The 18,779-nt window shown below is 30.2% G+C and carries 20 protein-coding genes; 15 read left to right on the top strand and 5 right to left on the bottom strand.

From position 1 onward, the window contains the following. Positions 1-22: 22 nt before the first annotated feature. The 5 genes from B2P65_RS04625 to B2P65_RS04605 all read right to left on the bottom strand — a co-directional run bounded on the left by B2P65_RS04625 (position 23) and on the right by B2P65_RS04605 (position 3,298). Positions 23-1,135 (bottom strand): aldo/keto reductase, encoded by a 1,113-nt coding sequence (locus B2P65_RS04625; protein ID WP_346848906.1) that lies wholly within the window; start codon positions 1,133-1,135, stop codon positions 23-25. Beyond that, positions 1,132-1,566 carry a DUF1893 domain-containing protein gene (locus B2P65_RS04620; protein ID WP_051824025.1) on the bottom strand — a complete coding sequence of 145 codons (435 nt, stop codon included), beginning with the start codon at positions 1,564-1,566 and terminating at the stop codon, positions 1,132-1,134. The genes B2P65_RS04625 and B2P65_RS04620 overlap by 4 nt, the downstream gene beginning before the upstream one ends. Before the next feature lie 18 nt (positions 1,567-1,584). After that, positions 1,585-2,118: an ECF transporter S component gene (locus B2P65_RS04615; RefSeq protein ID WP_346877867.1), complete on the bottom strand. Its 534-nt coding sequence runs from the start codon at positions 2,116-2,118 to the stop codon at positions 1,585-1,587. Between the two features lie 183 nt (positions 2,119-2,301). Beyond that, positions 2,302-3,006: a glycerophosphodiester phosphodiesterase gene (locus B2P65_RS04610; RefSeq protein ID WP_346848908.1), complete on the bottom strand. Its 705-nt coding sequence runs from the start codon at positions 3,004-3,006 to the stop codon at positions 2,302-2,304. 136 nt (positions 3,007-3,142) lie between these two features. Beyond that, positions 3,143-3,298 carry a hypothetical protein gene (locus B2P65_RS04605; protein WP_167402876.1) on the bottom strand — a complete coding sequence of 52 codons (156 nt, stop codon included), beginning with the start codon at positions 3,296-3,298 and terminating at the stop codon, positions 3,143-3,145. A gap of 93 nt (positions 3,299-3,391) precedes the next feature. On the opposite strand from B2P65_RS04605, the gene B2P65_RS04600 reads away from it, so the two are divergent. The 15 genes from B2P65_RS04600 (at position 3,392) to B2P65_RS04530 (ending at position 18,705) form a co-directional block, all read left to right on the top strand. Next, a complete protein-coding gene (locus B2P65_RS04600; RefSeq protein ID WP_346878368.1) occupies positions 3,392-4,633 on the top strand; it encodes a glycoside hydrolase family 3 protein in 1,242 nt (413 codons plus the stop codon). Positions 4,634-4,934: 301 nt separating this feature from the next. Further along, a complete protein-coding gene (locus B2P65_RS04595; protein ID WP_346848996.1) occupies positions 4,935-5,783 on the top strand; it encodes a Rossmann-like and DUF2520 domain-containing protein in 849 nt (282 codons plus the stop codon). Between the two features lies 1 nt (position 5,784). Continuing rightward, positions 5,785-6,612: a 3-methyl-2-oxobutanoate hydroxymethyltransferase gene (gene panB / locus B2P65_RS04590; RefSeq protein WP_346879685.1), complete on the top strand. Its 828-nt coding sequence runs from the start codon at positions 5,785-5,787 to the stop codon at positions 6,610-6,612. Between the two features lie 56 nt (positions 6,613-6,668). Then, the gene (gene panC / locus B2P65_RS04585; RefSeq protein ID WP_346877863.1) at positions 6,669-7,514 is read left to right on the top strand and encodes a pantoate--beta-alanine ligase; all 846 of its coding nucleotides are present in this window, start codon (positions 6,669-6,671) and stop codon (positions 7,512-7,514) included. A 15-nt stretch (positions 7,515-7,529) separates the two neighbouring features. After that, positions 7,530-7,913: an aspartate 1-decarboxylase gene (gene panD / locus B2P65_RS04580; RefSeq protein ID WP_346848912.1), complete on the top strand. Its 384-nt coding sequence runs from the start codon at positions 7,530-7,532 to the stop codon at positions 7,911-7,913. 192 nt (positions 7,914-8,105) lie between these two features. Continuing rightward, on the top strand, positions 8,106-8,558 hold the full coding sequence (locus tag B2P65_RS04575; protein WP_346848913.1) for a DUF4870 domain-containing protein: 453 nt from the start codon (positions 8,106-8,108) through the stop codon (positions 8,556-8,558). A 174-nt stretch (positions 8,559-8,732) separates the two neighbouring features. Further along, positions 8,733-9,041 carry a thioredoxin gene (gene trxA / locus B2P65_RS04570; protein ID WP_346879684.1) on the top strand — a complete coding sequence of 103 codons (309 nt, stop codon included), beginning with the start codon at positions 8,733-8,735 and terminating at the stop codon, positions 9,039-9,041. Between the two features lie 304 nt (positions 9,042-9,345). After that, entirely contained in the window at positions 9,346-10,380 is a 1,035-nt protein-coding gene (gene gap, locus B2P65_RS04565) for a type I glyceraldehyde-3-phosphate dehydrogenase (protein WP_150843439.1), read from the top strand. Between the two features lie 181 nt (positions 10,381-10,561). Continuing rightward, positions 10,562-12,538, top strand: a complete 1,977-nt coding sequence (locus B2P65_RS04560; RefSeq protein WP_346848915.1) for a YgiQ family radical SAM protein — start codon at positions 10,562-10,564, stop codon at positions 12,536-12,538. Positions 12,539-12,844: 306 nt separating this feature from the next. After that, positions 12,845-13,282, top strand: a complete 438-nt coding sequence (locus tag B2P65_RS04555) for a MarR family winged helix-turn-helix transcriptional regulator (RefSeq protein WP_346848916.1) — start codon at positions 12,845-12,847, stop codon at positions 13,280-13,282. 60 nt (positions 13,283-13,342) lie between these two features. Beyond that, on the top strand, positions 13,343-15,958 hold the full coding sequence (gene clpB / locus B2P65_RS04550) for an ATP-dependent chaperone ClpB (protein ID WP_346878370.1): 2,616 nt from the start codon (positions 13,343-13,345) through the stop codon (positions 15,956-15,958). A 177-nt stretch (positions 15,959-16,135) separates the two neighbouring features. After that, positions 16,136-16,291 carry a zinc-ribbon domain-containing protein gene (locus tag B2P65_RS04545; RefSeq protein ID WP_035132601.1) on the top strand — a complete coding sequence of 52 codons (156 nt, stop codon included), beginning with the start codon at positions 16,136-16,138 and terminating at the stop codon, positions 16,289-16,291. Between the two features lie 197 nt (positions 16,292-16,488). Beyond that, positions 16,489-17,931 (top strand): DEAD/DEAH box helicase, encoded by a 1,443-nt coding sequence (locus B2P65_RS04540; protein ID WP_346879683.1) that lies wholly within the window; start codon positions 16,489-16,491, stop codon positions 17,929-17,931. Between the two features lie 158 nt (positions 17,932-18,089). After that, positions 18,090-18,245: a zinc-ribbon domain-containing protein gene (locus B2P65_RS04535; protein WP_035132599.1), complete on the top strand. Its 156-nt coding sequence runs from the start codon at positions 18,090-18,092 to the stop codon at positions 18,243-18,245. Positions 18,246-18,549: 304 nt separating this feature from the next. Next, a complete protein-coding gene (locus B2P65_RS04530; protein WP_035132598.1) occupies positions 18,550-18,705 on the top strand; it encodes a zinc-ribbon domain-containing protein in 156 nt (51 codons plus the stop codon). The last annotated feature ends 74 nt before the right edge of the window (positions 18,706-18,779 follow it).

Genomic DNA, 18,779 nt, shown 5'->3' with positions numbered 1-18,779 from the left:
TCAACTAACATATTATAAATAACTAGTTTCTAATCACATTGCGATTAATCCAATCTAGTCTGTCTACTATATTTAACTTTTGTGTACACAGAGTTTCACATTTTTTACACCCAATGCAATCGCTGGGAGCCATATCTTTATCAAAGTCAATATCGCCATATTTAGAGAGTAATTCATACATTTCTTTTATACCATTAATACCTTTTAATACGTAATAATTATATAAATCCATATATTTAGGAATATTAATACCTTTAGGACAATGTTTGCAATATTGACAAGTTGTACATAGTTGATTCATATCTTGCCTAAGAGAAGATTTTAAAGTTTCTATTTGAGAGTTTTTGAGAATAGTAAGGTTTTTAACAGCATCTACATTATGCTTAACTTCTTCCTTACTACCCATACCAGATAGAGTTACTGAAATACATTCATGAGAAGCATTAAAACGCAGCGCTGCTTGTACAACACTTTCATTTTGATTTTGTTTTACAAATGAAAAATATTCTTGATTTTCAGGAATTAATCCACCACCTAAAGGGTTCATGGTTGCTACTCCTAGACCATGCTGATGAGCAGCTAAAATACCTTCTTGTCGATACGGAAAGTTTAAAATGTTGTACCCTAAGGTTACTCCTTCAAAATAACCTTCTTCTACCATAATTCTAATTTCTTCACCAGAAGCATGGGTAGAAAATACTAGGTGGTCTATTAAGCCTTCCTCCTTAGCTTTAAGAGCTCCCCAATAAGGACCACCTTTGGCCATAACTTTTTTATAGTGATTAAGGTCCATAATACACCACATGTGATGAAAGTTAATTTTGTCTATACCAAGTCTTTTGAGTGAGTTTTCTATTCTACGTCTTACTGAATCTGCATCTGGTTCACTACCAAGACTGCTTTTAGTAGATACATAGAATTCACCAGACATATTTTTAAAAGCTTCTCCAAAGATATCTTCACTTCTATCATTGCAATAGTTAGGTGCAGTATCAAAGTAATTTATACCAAGGCTATTTGCATACCTAACTATTTCAGCTCCTTCTTCAATGGAACAATCATCTTTAAATCTCATTCCACCAAAGCCGAGGGCAGAAACCATTTTACCAGTTTTACCATAGGGTTTATAAATCATTTTGGACACTCCTTTAATTCTCTATTTTTAATAAATGTATCAATTATATTAAATCCTTCTTCAGGATTTATTGTGCCAGACAAAGATGCTTCCATAGGACATTGCCCATCTTTTTTACGATTATTTATATAAGGAACTATTTCTTCGTAGTCAAATTTAATATTATGGGAATTTAAAATATCTATAGCGCCTTGACTAATTATTTGTGTGTAGATATATTCCACACCACCATAAATAGCCATCAGAGCAACTGCCTTTCCAACAATTTTATCACCCATTATTAATGGTATAGGAGACACTCCATTTTCTTTGATATATTTATATATAGGGCTTACACCTTTATCAAAGGAAGTCATCACAGTTTTTTCTTTGCTCATAAGGATACAGCTATATTTATATTCTTCAAGTAAAGCTTTTATACGGGTTTTCATTTTAATACGCCTCCAAATTTATTGAGTCATTAAGTTTTTAGTATATGGTAGCTTACATAACCAATAGAGAATTGGTGGGATAATTAGCATTTGAAGTATTATTCCGGGAATACCTTGAGTTATTGCTATAGATATACCCATAGCAGGAGGAAGAAAAATTCCCAAAAACTTTGTAGCAACGACAAAAACTAAACCTCTAGTTATTCTACCTGCAATCATAGATACAATAAGTGATACATATATGTTGAATTTAAATTTCTTAAATATAAGACCTGTAAATAATCCATAAGTACCTAGTTCAACTATCATAAGATATAACATAGGTATTGCAGGCATTATTCCTCCAGTATATAAAAAGCTACAAATAGGACTTAAAATTCCAATTATTAATCCGGTAATAGGACCAAGGATAAATCCAGCAATTAAAACTGGAATATGCATAGGAAGAAGTGTTGTTCCAATACCGGGACCTCCCACTAAATGAAACAATTGGGGAAGTAAAATGCTGCAAGCAATTAAAAGTCCACTGTAAACTATTTGTTTTGTTTTCAATTTTATCACACCTTTTCAATAATTATTTTTGGACTCTAAGTAATTATACCATTATAAGTAAATGTACTTCTATAATTATTTTTAAAATTATGAATATTAAATTAGTAATTTGATATAAAGTATAATAAAAGGTGTTAAAGCAAGTAACTTAACTCCTTTTATCTACTGAACTTAAAATCATACTTAAATAAATTTCTCTATGTTATCGGTAAAGATACCATCACATCCAATTTTATCAAGGTGATTGGCTATAAATGGTTTATTTACGGTGTAGGTGAATACTTTTAAGTTATTATTATGAGCCAATTTGATTAAAGGCTCATTTACTAAATAAACATTAGGATTTAAAGAATAAGCACCTAGATTTTTAGCATAGGCAATTATATTATCAATTTTTCTATCAATTAGCACACCTAATTTTATATTTTTATCTATAGACTTACATATTTCAAGGGAAGTGTGATTAAAACTAGAAAGTAATACATGGTTTTCAATACCATAGTTTTTTATTAAATCAATCACATCTTTTTCTATATTATTATAGTGAATAACATCAGTTTTAAGTTCTATATTTATAAGGACTTTACTAGGTTTAAGTAACTCTAAGACCTGGTATAAAGTTGGAATCTTACATAACTTGCTATTTTCATAATCAATATTTTTAGATTTTAAGGAACTAATTTCTTCGAGGGTTAAGTCTTTTATAAGTCCTTTACCCTGAAAGGTTCTTGCAACATCTTCATCATGAATAACTACTAGCTTATTATCCTTTGTTTTATGAACATCTAGTTCAATTGCTTTTGCACCTGCAATAATAGCCTTATGAAAGGCAAGCAAAGTATTCTCAGGATAATTTTTGCTAGCACCTCTATGAGCAAAATAAATCATAATTTATACACCTCCGTATATAAATATATTACTACAGTTGAACAAAGGTGTTAATATGTGATAAAAGAATAATATATTAAAATATATTAAAAAAGTAATGGGGAATTTCCCCATTACTTAAGGATCGGTTATAATTTTAATTTATATGAGGGCTTTGAAATCCTTCTCTCTTAATAGAATGCTTTTTAGCAGTTCTATTATGATTTTTTCCTGTCTCACTAGTAATTGGTGTTTGATAATTACATTTTTCCATTCTAGCTTGTTTGTTATCTGGTTGACTATCCTTTGTCATAAGAATTCCTCCTAAAAAAATAAATTTGAATATAATTTTAGTGTGGTTTATTTTGTGTATTTTATTATAGGAAATTAAAGGAGTGTAAAATAAATGAAAAGTAATAGAAATATTTTCAAGACAATTAGTAAATTAACAAAGGTTATAATGATCGTCGTAGTTATTTGCACATCAAATATTTTATTCTATGGATGTAGCTTTATAAGTAAAGAATCAAAGTATAATAATAAAATAGATATAGAAGATAAGTCTAATAAGGATTTGAAAAATAATAATATGGTGGAAGAATTCGGTGAAGAGGAGCCTCAAGTTGACCCAATACAAGATGAAATAGATGCTATGTCATTAGAGGAAAAAGTAGGTCAGCTGTTTATTGTTGGATTTGATGGTTATGAAGTGGATGATAATATTATTAGTTTAATAAAAAATAAAAAAGTAGGAGGTATAATATTATTTAGTAAAAATATTAACACTGTAAGTGGAACAAAAAAGTTAATAGAAAGTTTGAATGGGTTAAATAATGAAAACAAGGTTAAACTTTTTATGTCAGTGGATGAAGAAGGTGGAGTTGTAAGTAGAATTCCTAAGGAAATGGGACGTTTTGAATCTGCATGGGATGTAGGAGCTACTGGAGATTTAAATTATGCTTTTGAACATGGAAAAGCTATAGGTGAAACTATAAAGTCTTTAGGTTTTAATCTTGACTTCGCACCTGTGCTAGATGTGAATTCTAATCCTAATAATCCAGTTATAGGTAATAGAGCATTTTCAGATGATCCTGAAATTGTTAAGAAAATGGGAACGGAAGTATATAAAGGTTTGAAGAGTGCAGGTGTTTTAGGAGTAGGAAAGCATTTCCCAGGACATGGGGATACAGATGTTGACTCTCATGTGGGGGTGCCAGTTATAAATAAATCCCTTGATGAATTAAAAAAATTAGAGTTAATTCCATTTAAATATGCAATAGATAATGGTGTTGAAATGATAATGGTAGGTCATTTATACTTACCTCAATTAGATAAGGATTACGTAGCAAGTATATCTGAAAATATTGTCACAAAGCTTTTAAGGGAAGAGTTAGGATTTAATGGAGTAGTTGTCACAGATGATATGATTATGGAGGGAGTTAAAGGCAAGTATCCAACTAATGAATCAGCGGTTAAAGCTATAGAAGCAGGGAATGACATAATAATAGTATCATCAGGTATACATGATCAAAATAGTGCCATAGATGGAGTAGTAGAAGCTGTTAGAAATGGTATCATTACTGAAAAAAGAATTAATGAGAGTGTTTATAGAATTTTAAAACTAAAAAATACAATTTCTAGACATTGAATTACTTATATAATTGTGATATAAGTAATTATGGGCAGTATAGGAATAACTGCACCTATAATTTGATTATATCTTTAAATTAGAATATATAGATTGAAAAATAATATTCTAATTTGTATATAGCTATTATTCTCTAGGGAAAGCAGCTATAAAGGAAAAGTTTTACGGACAGCTCATATCTTTTAGAATGAGACTTAGATAACAAATTACTTCACATGATTTTTAGTTTTAAATTTCAGTTAATATTTATGTATTGTTTTAATATTAACTTAGAAAACAGATAAAGTGAGGAGTGATTGTTATAAAATTTGGATTCATTGGAGCCGGGAAGGTTGGTTTTTCGCTAGGGAAATACTTTAAAGAGAATGGTATCTTACTTATTGGATATTATAGTAGGAATCATAGCTCAGCTAAGGAAGCCGCAGAATTTACTGGCACAAAATCTTTCATAAACTTAAAGGAGTTAATGAAAGAAAGTGATGTGATTTTTATTACTACCCCAGATGGAGAAATTCATGGGGTTTGGAATGAGCTTAAAGAGTTGTCTATAAAAAATAAATTAATATGCCACTGTAGTGGTTTGTTATCTTCGGAAATCTTTTCAGATATAAGCAGGTTTGGTGCTTACCCATATTCTATACATCCTATGTTTGCCATATCAGACAAATATAATTCCTATAAAAATTTTAAAAAAGCCTTTATAACTATTGAAGGACATGAAAAATATATTGATAAATTAGCTGAAATTTTTCGTTCTCTGGGTAATTCGGTAAAAATTATTGAAAAAGAAAGTAAGAGTTTATATCACTTAGCATCGGTTATTAGCAGTAACTTGGTTCTAGGGCTTATTAATAATGGTGTAAATTATCTTAAACAGTGTGGTTTTAGTGAAGATTTAGCCATTGAAGCCTTATATCCTCTTATAAACAATAATATAGAGAATATAAAATCTTCAGGAATGGTAAAAAGCCTTACAGGACCATTGGAAAGAGGTGATTTATCTACTATGAAGGCTCATATAGCTTGTTTAAGTGAGGAAGATAAAGTTTTATATAGGATGTTAAATAATAATTTGTTAAAGGTGGCAAAGAAAAAAAATAAAAATAGAGATTATAGTGAGATTGAACAATTTCTAGGAGAGGAAAAATAAAATGAAAAATACGACTATAACATTTAGAGAAGCAAAGGCAAAGGGTGAAAAAATAACTATGCTTACTGCCTATGACTATTCCATGGCTAAGATTATTGATAGTTCAGGGATTAATGGTATTTTAGTTGGAGATTCAGTAGGGATGGTGTGTCTTGGTTATGAGGATACAATTTCAGTAACTATGGAGGATATGATTCATCATACAAGGGCCGTAGCAAGAGGAACAGAAAATGCTTTAGTAGTTGCAGATATGCCATTTATGTCTTATCAAACTTCTGTTTATGACGCTGTTTTTAATGCGGGACGCCTTATGAAAGAGGGACGTGCTCAATGCGTAAAAATAGAAGGTGGAGTAGATATGTGCGATAGAATTGAAGCTATAACTAAAGCGTCTATTCCTGTAATGGCACATATAGGATTAACCCCTCAATCAGTAAATTCCTTAGGGGGATTTAAGGTGCAGGGAAAAAGTGAAGAAGCGGCTAAAGAACTTATTGAAGCAGCAAAAGCGGTAGAAAAAGCTGGCGCATTTTCAGTGGTCTTAGAGTGTGTTCCAGCTAAGTTATCAGAGATAATTAGCAAAGAAATATCAATTCCAACAATAGGTATTGGAGCAGGAGCTAGTTGCGATGGGCAAATTCTTGTATATCAAGATATGTTAGGAATGTTTAATGATTTTACACCTAAGTTTGTTAAGAAATATGCGGATTTAGGAGCTACAATGACAGAAGCTTTTAAAGCCTATATTGAAGATGTAAGTAAGGGAATTTTTCCAGCACTAGAGCATGGATTTAAAATAAGTGAAGAAGTTATATCTAAACTATATTAAAAGTAAACTCAGTGCTGAGTAAATTAATAAAATTAAACTAAAAAGAAGGTAAAATTATGGAAATATTAAATGATGTAATAAAAGTAAGAGAAGTAGTTAAAGGGTGGAAGGCTCAAGGTTTAAAAGTAGGATTAGTTCCAACTATGGGTTATTTACATGAAGGTCATGAAAGTTTGATTAAAAAGGCTGTATCAGAAAATGATAGAGTAGTAGTTAGTGTTTTTGTAAACCCAACTCAATTTGGGCCTAATGAAGATTTAGATAAATATCCTAGAGATTTAGAAAGGGATTCAAAACTTTGTGAAAATGCTGGAGCAAGTTTAATATTTCATCCAGAAAGTGAAGATATGTATTATAAAGATGCTTCAACTTTTGTAGAGGTAGGTGGTTTGACCACTGGACTTTGTGGAAGTAGCAGACCAACGCACTTTAGAGGAGTTTGCACTGTAGTTTCTAAGTTATTTAATATTATACCTGCCCATAGAGCATATTTTGGAGAAAAGGATGCTCAGCAATTAGCGGTTATAAAAAGAATGGTAAGAGATCTGAATTTTGATATTGAAGTAGTAGGATGTCCAATTATTAGAGAAACTGATGGACTTGCGAAGAGTTCAAGAAATATATATTTATCTCCAGAAGAAAGAAAGGCTGCATTAGTGCTTAATAAATCTCTTTCTATGGCTAAAAAACTATTAGAGGATGGAGAAAGAAATCCAGATAATATTAAAAAGCTAATTAGGGAAAATATAGAGAAAGAAGATTTAGCCAAAATAGATTATATAGAAGTGGTAAGCAGTGAAAGTTTAGAGATGGTAAAAGAGATTAAGGAGGATGTCCTAGTAGCATTGGCAGTGTACTTTAAAAAAGCAAGATTAATTGATAACTTTACTTATCACATATAATTAGGAGGAAAAACAATGACAATAACGATGTTAAAGGGAAAAATACACAGAGCTACTGTAGTCCAAGCTGAGCTTGATTATGTAGGGAGTATTACAGTAGATGAAGATTTACTTGATGCAGCAGGAATTCTAGAATATGAAAAGGTTCAAATTGTAGATATTAACAATGGAAGTAGATTTGAAACTTATACTATAGCAGGAAAAAGAGGTAGTGGTCTTATATGCCTTAATGGAGCAGCAGCTAGATGTGTTCAAGTAGGAGATAAGGTTATAATTATGAGTTATTGTGAAATGAATGGAGAAGAAGCCAAAGAACATAAACCAACAGTGGTTTTTGTAGATCATAGCAATAAAATAAAAGAAATTGCACATTATGAAAAACATGGTGAGCTTAAGTAAGTATAAACATATATAATTTCATATTTATTAGGAATGTAGAAAGTTCATAAATCGAAATTAACTATTTATGAGCTTTTTCCATTCCTTTTTTTATAAATTTTAAAAATTAAAAATAAGTAATTAAATATATTGTAATTATAACTATATTAAGGAATAATATAATTATATGGATATAAAAGGAGATGGTATTATATGAATATTTATGAACCACATAAGTCTTCTATAGGAAATATAGATGCTAATGTTATGGCTCTGATTGCTTACGGTGCAGCAATAGTAGTAATTTTTATTCCAGGAATAAAGATTATAGCATGGCTTGCTCCTATTGTAATTTATATTTTAGAAAAGGATAGCAGTTTTGTGAAGTTTCATGCTATGCAAGCTTTTTTAATAAATATTGTAGGTATTATATTTAGTTCTATTATATTTATGATTATAGGTGGTAGTATAGGATTAATGTTTTTTAGACCTCTAGCATATGGGGCCCTAGGTACTATATTACTATCAGCAATAATAACAGGTATAGTTGCTATAGTTATAACTATATTTGAAATTATTTCAATGGTGAAGTGTTATGAATATAAAGAATATGAAATTCCTATTATAGGGTTAATGGCTAGAAAAATAGCATATAAAAAATATTGATATGGTATAATCTTTGAAATTCGTAGATTGATGATGATATTAAAAGGATTTTTAAGGATTATACTTAGATGTACGAAATAAAATGGGATAATGATGAAAAGAAGGCTTTTTTAATTTATGTATTTATAGTAAAATAAAGGTATTAACCTTTAAAAGAATAGGAGGATGATTATTATGAAAGTTATAGATGAAAATAATTTTGAAAATGAAGCAGGCAAAGGTTTAGTTTTAGTGGATTTCTTTGCTACTTGGTGTGGACCATGCCAAAGATTAACTCCAGTGTTAGAAGATATTCAAGGAGATTTTGATGGTAAAGTTAAATTTTTAAAGTCAGATATTGATGAAAGTAGATCTCTTGCTAAAAAATTCTCTGTTATGAGTGTACCCACTATGGTAGTACTTAAAGATGGAATTCCTGTAGATAGAATGGTAGGCTATATGTCTCCAGAAGACATTAAAGCTAAACTTCAAACTCATATTTAAAAATAACAAATAAAAATCTCACCAACTTGGTGGGATTTTTATTTATATTATAAAAGTAAAAGTGTAGCATATATATCAGATTTAAATGATTAGTTTTTAATGAAATTTAATAATCAACCTAGTAAATTAAATATTTTTTACATAAATATAAATATGAAAATGGTAGTAAATAAAAGAAAATGAAAGTAAATACTATATTTCAACGGGAAATTAAGAAAAAATATGATATACTATATTTGACACATATTCTAATGTGATATACTATATTGATATAAAGAGTATAACAATGAATTGCGGGGGTTCAATTATGATAAACGTTGGAATAAATGGATTCGGAAGAATCGGAAGAACTTTTTTAAGGATAGCATGTGAAAGTCCTGAGACGGATTTTAATATTGTAGCTATAAATGCTAGAGCAGATATAAAAACACTTGCACATTTATTTGTTTATGATTCATGCTTTGGTACCTTCAAAGGAGACGTTAAGACAACAGAGGATTCAATAATAATTAATAATAAAGAAATAAAGATAACAAGATGTGGATCACCAAAAGAAATTCCTTGGAAGGACTTAGAGGTTGATTTAGTTATAGAGTCTACTGGAAAATTTAAAACAAAAGAAGAACTTATGGATCATGTAAAAGCAGGAGCTAAAAAAGTTATATTAACAGCACCAGGTAAAGATGAAGATATAACAGTAGTAATGGGTGTAAATGATTCTGATTTAGATTTATCACAACATACAATCATATCAAATGCATCATGTACTACTAATTGTCTAGCACCTGTAGCTAAAGTAATAGATGATAAATTTGGGATTAAAAAAGGATTTATAACTACAGTTCACTCTTATACAAATGACCAACAAATCCTTGATAAGAGTCATAAAGATTTAAGAAGAGCAAGAGCGGCAGGGGAATCTATAGTGCCAACTACAACTGGAGCTGCAAAAGCGGTTGCAAAGGTATTACCTCAATTAAAGGGTAGATTAGATGGATTTGCATTAAGAGTTCCAACAGCTGCTGTATCTATAACAGATTTAGTATGCGAAGTTGAAAAAGAAACTACCGTAGAAGAAATAAATAGAGTAATTAAAGAAGCATCTGAAAATGAACTTAAGGGAATATTAGGTTTATGTGAATTACCATTAGTATCTGTAGACTTTAAAGGAGATAGTAGATCTTCTATAGTAGATGGATTATCAACTATGGTAAATGGAAACATGATTAAAGTAGCATCTTGGTATGATAATGAGTGGGGATATTCAGCAAGAGTTGTTGATTTAGCTAACTACGTTGCACAGATGTTAAAGGAAGAAAAAGTTACTAAAATAGCTTAAGGTGTTAAGGGTTTTAAGTAACAATATAAATTAATTTAGCCAACTATTATAAAATACCAATATATTTAATTTAGAGTCAAGAGATTATTTTGTAAAAGAAATAGTCTCTTGATTCTTTTTATAGTATAATTAGACCTTGAGTTGAATTATAAATTTGAACTATATTTGAGTAGGTGATTAAATGTTAGAAAATAGATTTTTACCAATTTGTAAAGATGATATGTTAGAAAGACAATGGGAACAGTTAGATTTTATAATAGTAACAGGAGATGCATACATAGACCATCATAGCTTTGGTACTGCTATAATTTCTAGAGTTCTTGAAGATGCAGGATTTAAAGTAGGAATAATTCCTCAACCTGATTGGCATAACACTGAAGATTTTATGAAATTAGGAAGACCTAGATTAGGATTTTTAGTTAATGGTGGTAACATGGATTCCATGGTAAATCATTACACTGTAGCTAAAAGAGTTAGAGAAAAGGATCTTTATTCTCCAGGTGGGAAAATAGGTTTAAGACCAGATCGAGCTACTATTGTATACTGTAATAAAATTAGAGAAGCATATAAGAATATTCCGGTTATAATTGGTGGAGTAGAGGCTAGTCTTAGGAGATTTGCCCATTATGATTACTGGAGTGATAAGGTAAGAAAATCAATGTTAGTAGATAGTGGAGCTGATTTACTTATATATGGAATGAGTGAAAAGCAAATAGTAGAAGTGGCAAATTGTTTAAATGATGGATTAGAAGTTCAGTATATAAGACATGTGCCTGGAACATGCTATATGATAGATGACTTAGAATATGTAAGCGGGTATATTGAGATACCGTCCTATAAAGCTGTATCTATAGATAAGATGGAGTATGCCAAAGCATTTAAGGTTCAATATGAAGAACAAGATCCAGTAAGAGGAAAGGCTCTAGTACAAAAGCATGCCAATAGATATGTGGTACAAAATAGACCAGAGATGCCACTAACTAGGGAAGAGTTAGACCATGTTTATGGATTATCTTACACAAAAAATTATCATCCTTGTTATGAAGAAGCAGGTGGAATAGCTGCTATAGAAGAGGTTAAATTTAGTATAGTTAGTTCTAGAGGTTGCTTTGGAAATTGTTCTTTTTGTGCTATAACTTTCCATCAAGGAAGAATAGTTCAGAGTAGAAGCGAAGATTCTATTTTACAAGAAGTTGTAGAAATAACAAATTTACCTGATTTTAAAGGATATATTCATGATGTGGGAGGTCCTACTGCAAACTTTAGACGCCCTGCATGCAAAACTCAGCTTAAGCATGGTGCATGTAAGCATAAGCAATGTTTATATCCAAAACCATGTAAAAATATAGATGCAGATCATACTGAGTATTTAGAACTACTAAGAAAGGTAAGAGCTACTCCTAAGGTGAAGAAGGCATTTGTACGCTCAGGGTTACGTTATGATTATATAATGGCAGATAAAAATGATACCTTCTTTAAAGAACTTGTAGAACATCATGTAAGTGGACAATTAAAGGTAGCTCCAGAGCATGTTTGTGCTGATGTTTTAAAGTATATGGGAAAACCATCTGGGAAGACCTATGATAGATTTGTAGATAAGTTTTATAATCTTACTGAGCAAGTTGGAAAGAAACAATATATTATACCTTACTTAATGTCTAGTCATCCAGGGAGTACATTAGCATCAGCTATAGAGTTAGCAGAATATCTAAGAGATATTAATTATCAGCCAGAGCAAGTTCAGGATTTTTATCCAACACCTGGAACTTTATCTACAGCTATGTTTTATACAGGGGTAGATCCATTAACTATGAAAGAGATATATGTACCTAAGAGCAAGAGGGAAAAAGCAATGCAAAGAGCTCTTCTTCAATATAGAAACCCTAAAAAGTATGATATAGTATATGAAGCTTTAGTGGAAGCTGGAAGAGAAGATTTAATAGGAAATGGACCGAAGTGTTTAATAAGGCCTAAAACACAAGGAAAAAATCTTAACCATGGTGGAAATTACAGTAGGCATAAAAAGGTTGGTAAAGAACATAGTAATAGTAAAACAGTTTTACCTAGAGGTAGTCATGGAAGAACTTCTTTAGAAAGAAAAAAGGGTAAAAACACTTCTACTAATAAGAGAAAATCTATGAAGAAAACTCGTCAGTAGTTAGGGAAAAGAAATAAGAAATAAGAAATAAGAAATAAGAAATAATTAAATCAAAATTTATTGTAAATATAAAATAAAAGTAATAATGATAGTAGATTTTCATTATTACTTTTATTTTTGATTAAAAAAATTTCATTATTGACAAAATAGTACGATGGTAGTACTATTTATTTAAAGATATAGTACGAAATTCGTACTAATTAAATTTTACGTTTAGCAAACAATAATATAGGTTGTAATCTATTGATTTAATAATTGAATTATGATGATTGTAGGATATAAGAAGATTTTAAAGGAGTAGGTGTAATGGAGGATAATGACAAGTTAATTGAAGAATTTTCGAATTTATGGAAAATGTTTTTGTCTTTTTCAAATCAACATAGGACTATGGAGGAATTTCCTAGGATAGAAAGACTTAATACTATGGAAATTAGTATTATAAGAATTGTCTATGATAGGGATGATATAATTTTAAAGGAAATTTGTAATATGTTAGACATACCTAAAAGTACTTTAACCAGTGCTATAGATAGGCTAGAAAGACTTAATTATGTGAATAGAACTATTAGTAAGAGAGACAGAAGATCCTATGGATTACAACTTACAGATGAAGGCAAGGAAGTGAAGAATGAACATATAGCTTTTGAAAGAAAATTGTATGGATATGTTTTAAATGCCTTAGACACAAATGGTGAAAGAGAAGAATTTTTAAAGCTATTTAGAAAGATAGTTAATAATATTTAAGTTTTATGAAGGGAGAAATGCTACTTAATTAGATATAAAATTGGAGTAGCAGGTGATGTTATGGAGACAGAAAAATTAACAATAAGAGTTCAACAAAGTTTAAATGATGCCTATGAGGAAGCAGTAAGAAATAATCATCAACAAGTAGATATTATTCATTTATTCTCTGCACTTCTAAATCAAAGAGATGGATTAATACCTAATGTCCTTGAAAAAATGGGTGTGGATGTTGAAGGAATTAAAAGAAAAGTAAATTTAGAGCTAGAGAAAATGCCTAAAGTATTAGGAGAAGGAGCTCGTTCATCTGGAGTTACTGCCACTAGAAGAATCAATGAAGTTTTAGTTAAGGCTCAAGATATATCAGAGAAATTTCATGATTCCTATATAAGTGTAGAACACATAATGATGGCTATCATGGAGGTTGATGCAAAAGGTATATCAGGGAAAATACTTAAGGAATATGGCATAGATAAAGAAAAATTTATGGAAGTGTTATCTCAGGTTAGGGGAAATCAAAGGGTAGATACTAATGATCCAGAGGGAACTTATGATGCTCTTGCTAAGTATGGAACGAATTTAATTGACCTTGCTAAGGAACATAAATTAGATCCTGTAATAGGAAGAGATGAAGAGATAAGACGTGTAATTAGAATTTTATCAAGAAGAACTAAAAACAATCCAGTGCTTATTGGTGAGCCTGGAGTAGGTAAGACTGCCATAGTTGAAGGTTTGGCAGAAAGAATTGTACGTGGAGATGTACCAGAAGGATTAAAAGACAGGATGATTTTTTCTTTAGATATGGGAGCTTTAATTGCAGGAGCTAAGTATAGAGGTGAATTTGAAGAAAGACTTAAAGCTGTACTAAAGGAAGTTAAGAGTTCTGATGGGAAGATAATATTATTTATAGATGAAATTCATACTATTGTAGGTGCTGGAAAAGCTGATGGAGCTATGGATGCAGGAAATCTTATAAAGCCTATGCTAGCAAGAGGAGAATTACATTGTATTGGAGCTACTACTTTTGATGAATATAGACAATATATAGAAAAAGATAAAGCATTAGAGAGAAGATTTCAACCAGTTATTGCAGAAGAGCCTACAGTACAAGATACAATTTCAATATTAAGAGGACTTAAGGAAAGATTTGAAATACACCATGGAGTTAGAATTCATGATTCAGCTATAGTAACAGCAGCCAAATTATCTAATAGGTATATTCAAGATAGGTTTTTACCAGACAAAGCCATAGATTTAATTGATGAAGCTGGGGCTATGATAAGAAGTGAAATAGATTCTCTTCCTACAGAACTTGATATGGTTAGAAGAAAGCTATTTACATTAGAAACTGAAAGAGAAGCTCTGATTAAAGAAAGTGATGAAGCATCTCAAAAGAGACTTGAACAACTTCAAAAGGAGTTAGCAGAATTAAAAGAAAAAAATGATGAAATGACTGCTAAATATGAACAAGAAAAAAGCAAGATTCTTGAAGTTAGAACTTTGAAAGAGCAATTGGATGAAGCTAGAGGTAAGGTTGAAAGGTATGAGAGAGAATATGATTTAAATAGTGCTGCAGAACTAAAATATGGGGTTATACCACGTCTTGAAGAAGAAATAAAGGAAAAAGAAGAAAGCATGCACAATAATTATGAAACAGCCCTTCTCAAAGAAGAGGTTACAGAAGAAGAAATTTCTCAAATTGTATCTAAGTGGACTGGAATTCCAGTAACACGATTAGTAGAAGGGGAAAGAGAAAAACTATTAAGATTAGAGGAGGAACTTAGCAATAGGGTAATAGGTCAAGATGAAGCAGTAACAGCTGTTGCTAATGCCGTAATTAGGGCTAGAGCAGGGATGAAAGATGAAAATAAGCCTATTGGTTCATTCATTTTCCTAGGGCCTACAGGGGTAGGTAAAACAGAACTGGCTAAAACTTTAGCGAGAAATTTATTTGATAGTGAAGAAAATATTATAAGAATTGATATGTCAGAGTACATGGAAAAATATTCAGTATCAAGACTTATAGGAGCGCCTCCAGGATATGTAGGTTATGAAGAAGGGGGACAATTAACTGAAGCGGTAAGAAGAAATCCATATTCAGTAGTTTTATTTGATGAGATAGAAAAGGCTCATGAAGATGTATTTAACGTATTTCTACAAATATTAGATGATGGAAGACTCACTGATAATAAGGGCAAAACTATAGACTTTAAAAATACTATAATAATTATGACTTCTAATATAGGTAGTAGTCATCTACTAGAGGATAGTGGTGTGATTACTGAAAAAACTAAAGCTTTAGTAATGAGTGAAATGAAGAGTAGGTTCAAGCCAGAATTTTTAAACCGTGTAGATGACATTATAATGTTTAAACCACTAAATATTGAAGGTATAAAGAAAATTATAGATATATTTATTGACCATGTTAGAAGAAGATTATATGATAAAAATATAGGTTTAGAAATTACTGACGTAGCTAAGGAGATTTTAGCAACAGAAGGCTATGATCCAGTTTATGGGGCAAGACCACTAAAAAGATATATTGGAAATGTTTTAGAAACCATGATTGCAAAAAAAATTATAGCTGGGGAAGTTTACGATGGATGTAATATTTTAGTAGATGGTAAGGGTGAACAAATAGTATTTGAAATAAGTAATAAAGGGATTACTACTGTATAAATAAAGATAAAATAAAATATTTATATAATTACTTGCATTATACGTAAAGTGTATGTTATACTGAGTAAGTGGTTAAACACAAATAAAATTGAAATAAAGATTTAACATATATAATAATTTTCTTCAATTCGAGGATTTGTTAATAATAGGTGGATCTTTAAAATGGAGGAATTGTAAATGGCAGATAGAACATTAACATGCAGAGATTGCGGAAACGAATTCGTATTCACAGAGGGAGAGCAAGCTTTCTACGCTGAAAAAGGATTCGAAAATGAGCCAACTAGATGTGCTGATTGCAGAAGAGCAAGAAAAGCAGAAAGAAATAGAAGATAATTAATATTTAATATTTCAATGAAAGCTATAAGAAGTGATTCTTATAGCTTTTATTTTTGAGCTATATAGAATTAACTATTTATATAAAAAGTATTAATGTATAAAATTTTAAAAATAAGTAGAAATATATATATAAATCTAATATGATGTAAAATAGGAATAATGATTAGATATTAATTAGATACAAGGAGATAGTTATGGAAAGTGGATTTAAAAAATATAATTTAAGTGAAAACATATTACAGGCTCTAAACAATCTAGGGTTTGAAAATCCTTCTGAAGTTCAAGATAAAACAATTCCAAGTCTTTTGGATGGAGAAGATATTATAGTAAAATCACAAACTGGAAGTGGGAAAACAGCGAGCTTTGGAGTTCCTATTTGTAATGAAGTTAGGGTAGAAGAGGGAAAAATAACAGCATTAGTTCTAGTTCCCACAAGAGAACTTGCATTACAGGTTAAAGATGATATATCCAATATAGGGAGAATAAAAAAAGTTAGATGTGCTGCTGTTTTTGGAAAGCAGCCTTTTAATGAGCAGGTTAGAGAACTTAAGCAGAGGGTACATATAGTAATAGGAACACCTGGGAGGATAAGTGACCATATGAATAGAGGAAACTTAAACTTTAAGGATTTAACATATGTAATCATTGATGAAGCAGATAAAATGCTAAATATGGGTTTTATAGATCAGATAAGTGATATACTAGATAGACTACCGAAAAAAAGGACAACAGCTCTATTTTCTGCAACAATACCAGAAAGTATCGAGGAGCTATGCACTAATTATATGATAAACCCTAGATTTTTAGAAATAGAATCCAAGATATTTAATCGCGATAAAATAAAAGAATCATATTTAAATGTTGAACATAAAGATAAGTTTAAAGCCTTATGGAAGAACTTATATGCATGCACACCGGATGCAGCTATAATATTTTGTAATACCAAAGATAAAGTTAAAAAAGTGTATGAAGAATTAAAGTCAGAGGGAATTTCAGTAGAACAACTACATGGAGATATGGAACAAAAAATAAGGATTGAAACTATGGAAAGGTTCAAGAATGAGGAATTTAAAGTACTGGTTGCTACGGATATTGCAGCAAGAGGGATTCATGTAGATAATATAACTCATGTATTTAATTATGAAGTTCCAATGGAAAGGGAAAGTTATGTTCATAGAATAGGTAGAACGGGAAGAGCAGGACGGGAAGGAACAGCTATAACTTTAGTTTCTGAATATGAAAAGAAGTATTTGACTTCTATAGAAGAATACTTAGGGTATAGTATTAAAAAGGGGAATTTCCCAAGTGATTTAGAGATTAAAGAAGGTAAGAGTGTATTTAAGGAGAGTCAGAAAGAACTTAAAGTAGGACAGAGAAATAAAAAGAAAGTAATTCATAAAGATATCTTAAAAGTATACATTGGAGCTGGTAAAAAAAAGAAAATAAGGAATATAGATATAGTGGGAGCTCTTAGTAATCTTCCAGATTTGAATGGAGACGATATTGGTATAATAGATATACAAGATAATATTTCTTATGTAGATATACTGAATAATAAAGGTGAGAACTTCTTAAAAAAATATGGAGAGATAATTATTAAAGGTAAAAAAGTTAAAGTGCAAAAATCTAGGAAATAAAATTAAAATATATATTGAATTATTATTATCGCCATGATATACTAAAAGAGTAGTAAATACAAAAATATATTATAAAGATTTAAGATTAATAACACTTTTCTCCAGTTTTAGAGAATCAGTTAGTTAAAAGTAAATCTTTAAAAATGGAGGAATGAAAAATGGCAGATAGAACATTAACATGTAAAGATTGCGGAAATGAATTCATATTCACAGAAGGAGAGCAAGCTTTCTACGCTGAAAAAGGATTCGAAAATGACCCAGTAAGATGTGCTGATTGCAGAAGAGCAAGAAAATCAGAAAGAAATAGAAGATAGTAATATTTAATATTTCAATAGAAGCTATAAGAATTAATCTTATAGCTTTATTTTTATATAAAATTATAATAATTTATTAAAATATAAGGATTGATTTTATATATAGTATATGAGTTATTTAAAAATAAAATAATCCTATAATTGGTATAAAAATGGATATAAGTATTCAAAAAATACTTGAAATTTAACTAGCAAAGTGATAAACTGAAACCATAAAATAAAAAGATTCACATCTATTATAACTTTCTCCGTTTTTAGGGAATTGGTTAATTGAATGTAAATCTTTAAAAATGGAGGAATTAAAATGGCAGATAAAACAATATTATGCAAAGACTGTGGTAAAGAATTTATATTTACAGAGGGAGAGCAAGCTTTCTACGCTGAAAAAGGATTCGAAAATGAGCCAGTAAGATGCCCAGATTGCAGAAGAGCAAGAAAAGCAGAAAGAAATAGAAGATAATAATCTATTTTCTATAGAACTACAGACTAAGGTCTTGTAGTTCTTTTTTTAGTTAAAGGACTATTCTAAGGCAA

Source organism: Clostridium sp. UBA3061 (genome assembly GCF_002367465.1).
Lineage (GTDB): Bacteria > Bacillota > Clostridia > Clostridiales > Clostridiaceae > Clostridium_J > Clostridium_J sulfidigenes.
The sequence above is the reverse complement of the archived record's forward strand: the minus strand, read 5'-3'. Positions and strand labels throughout refer to the sequence as shown.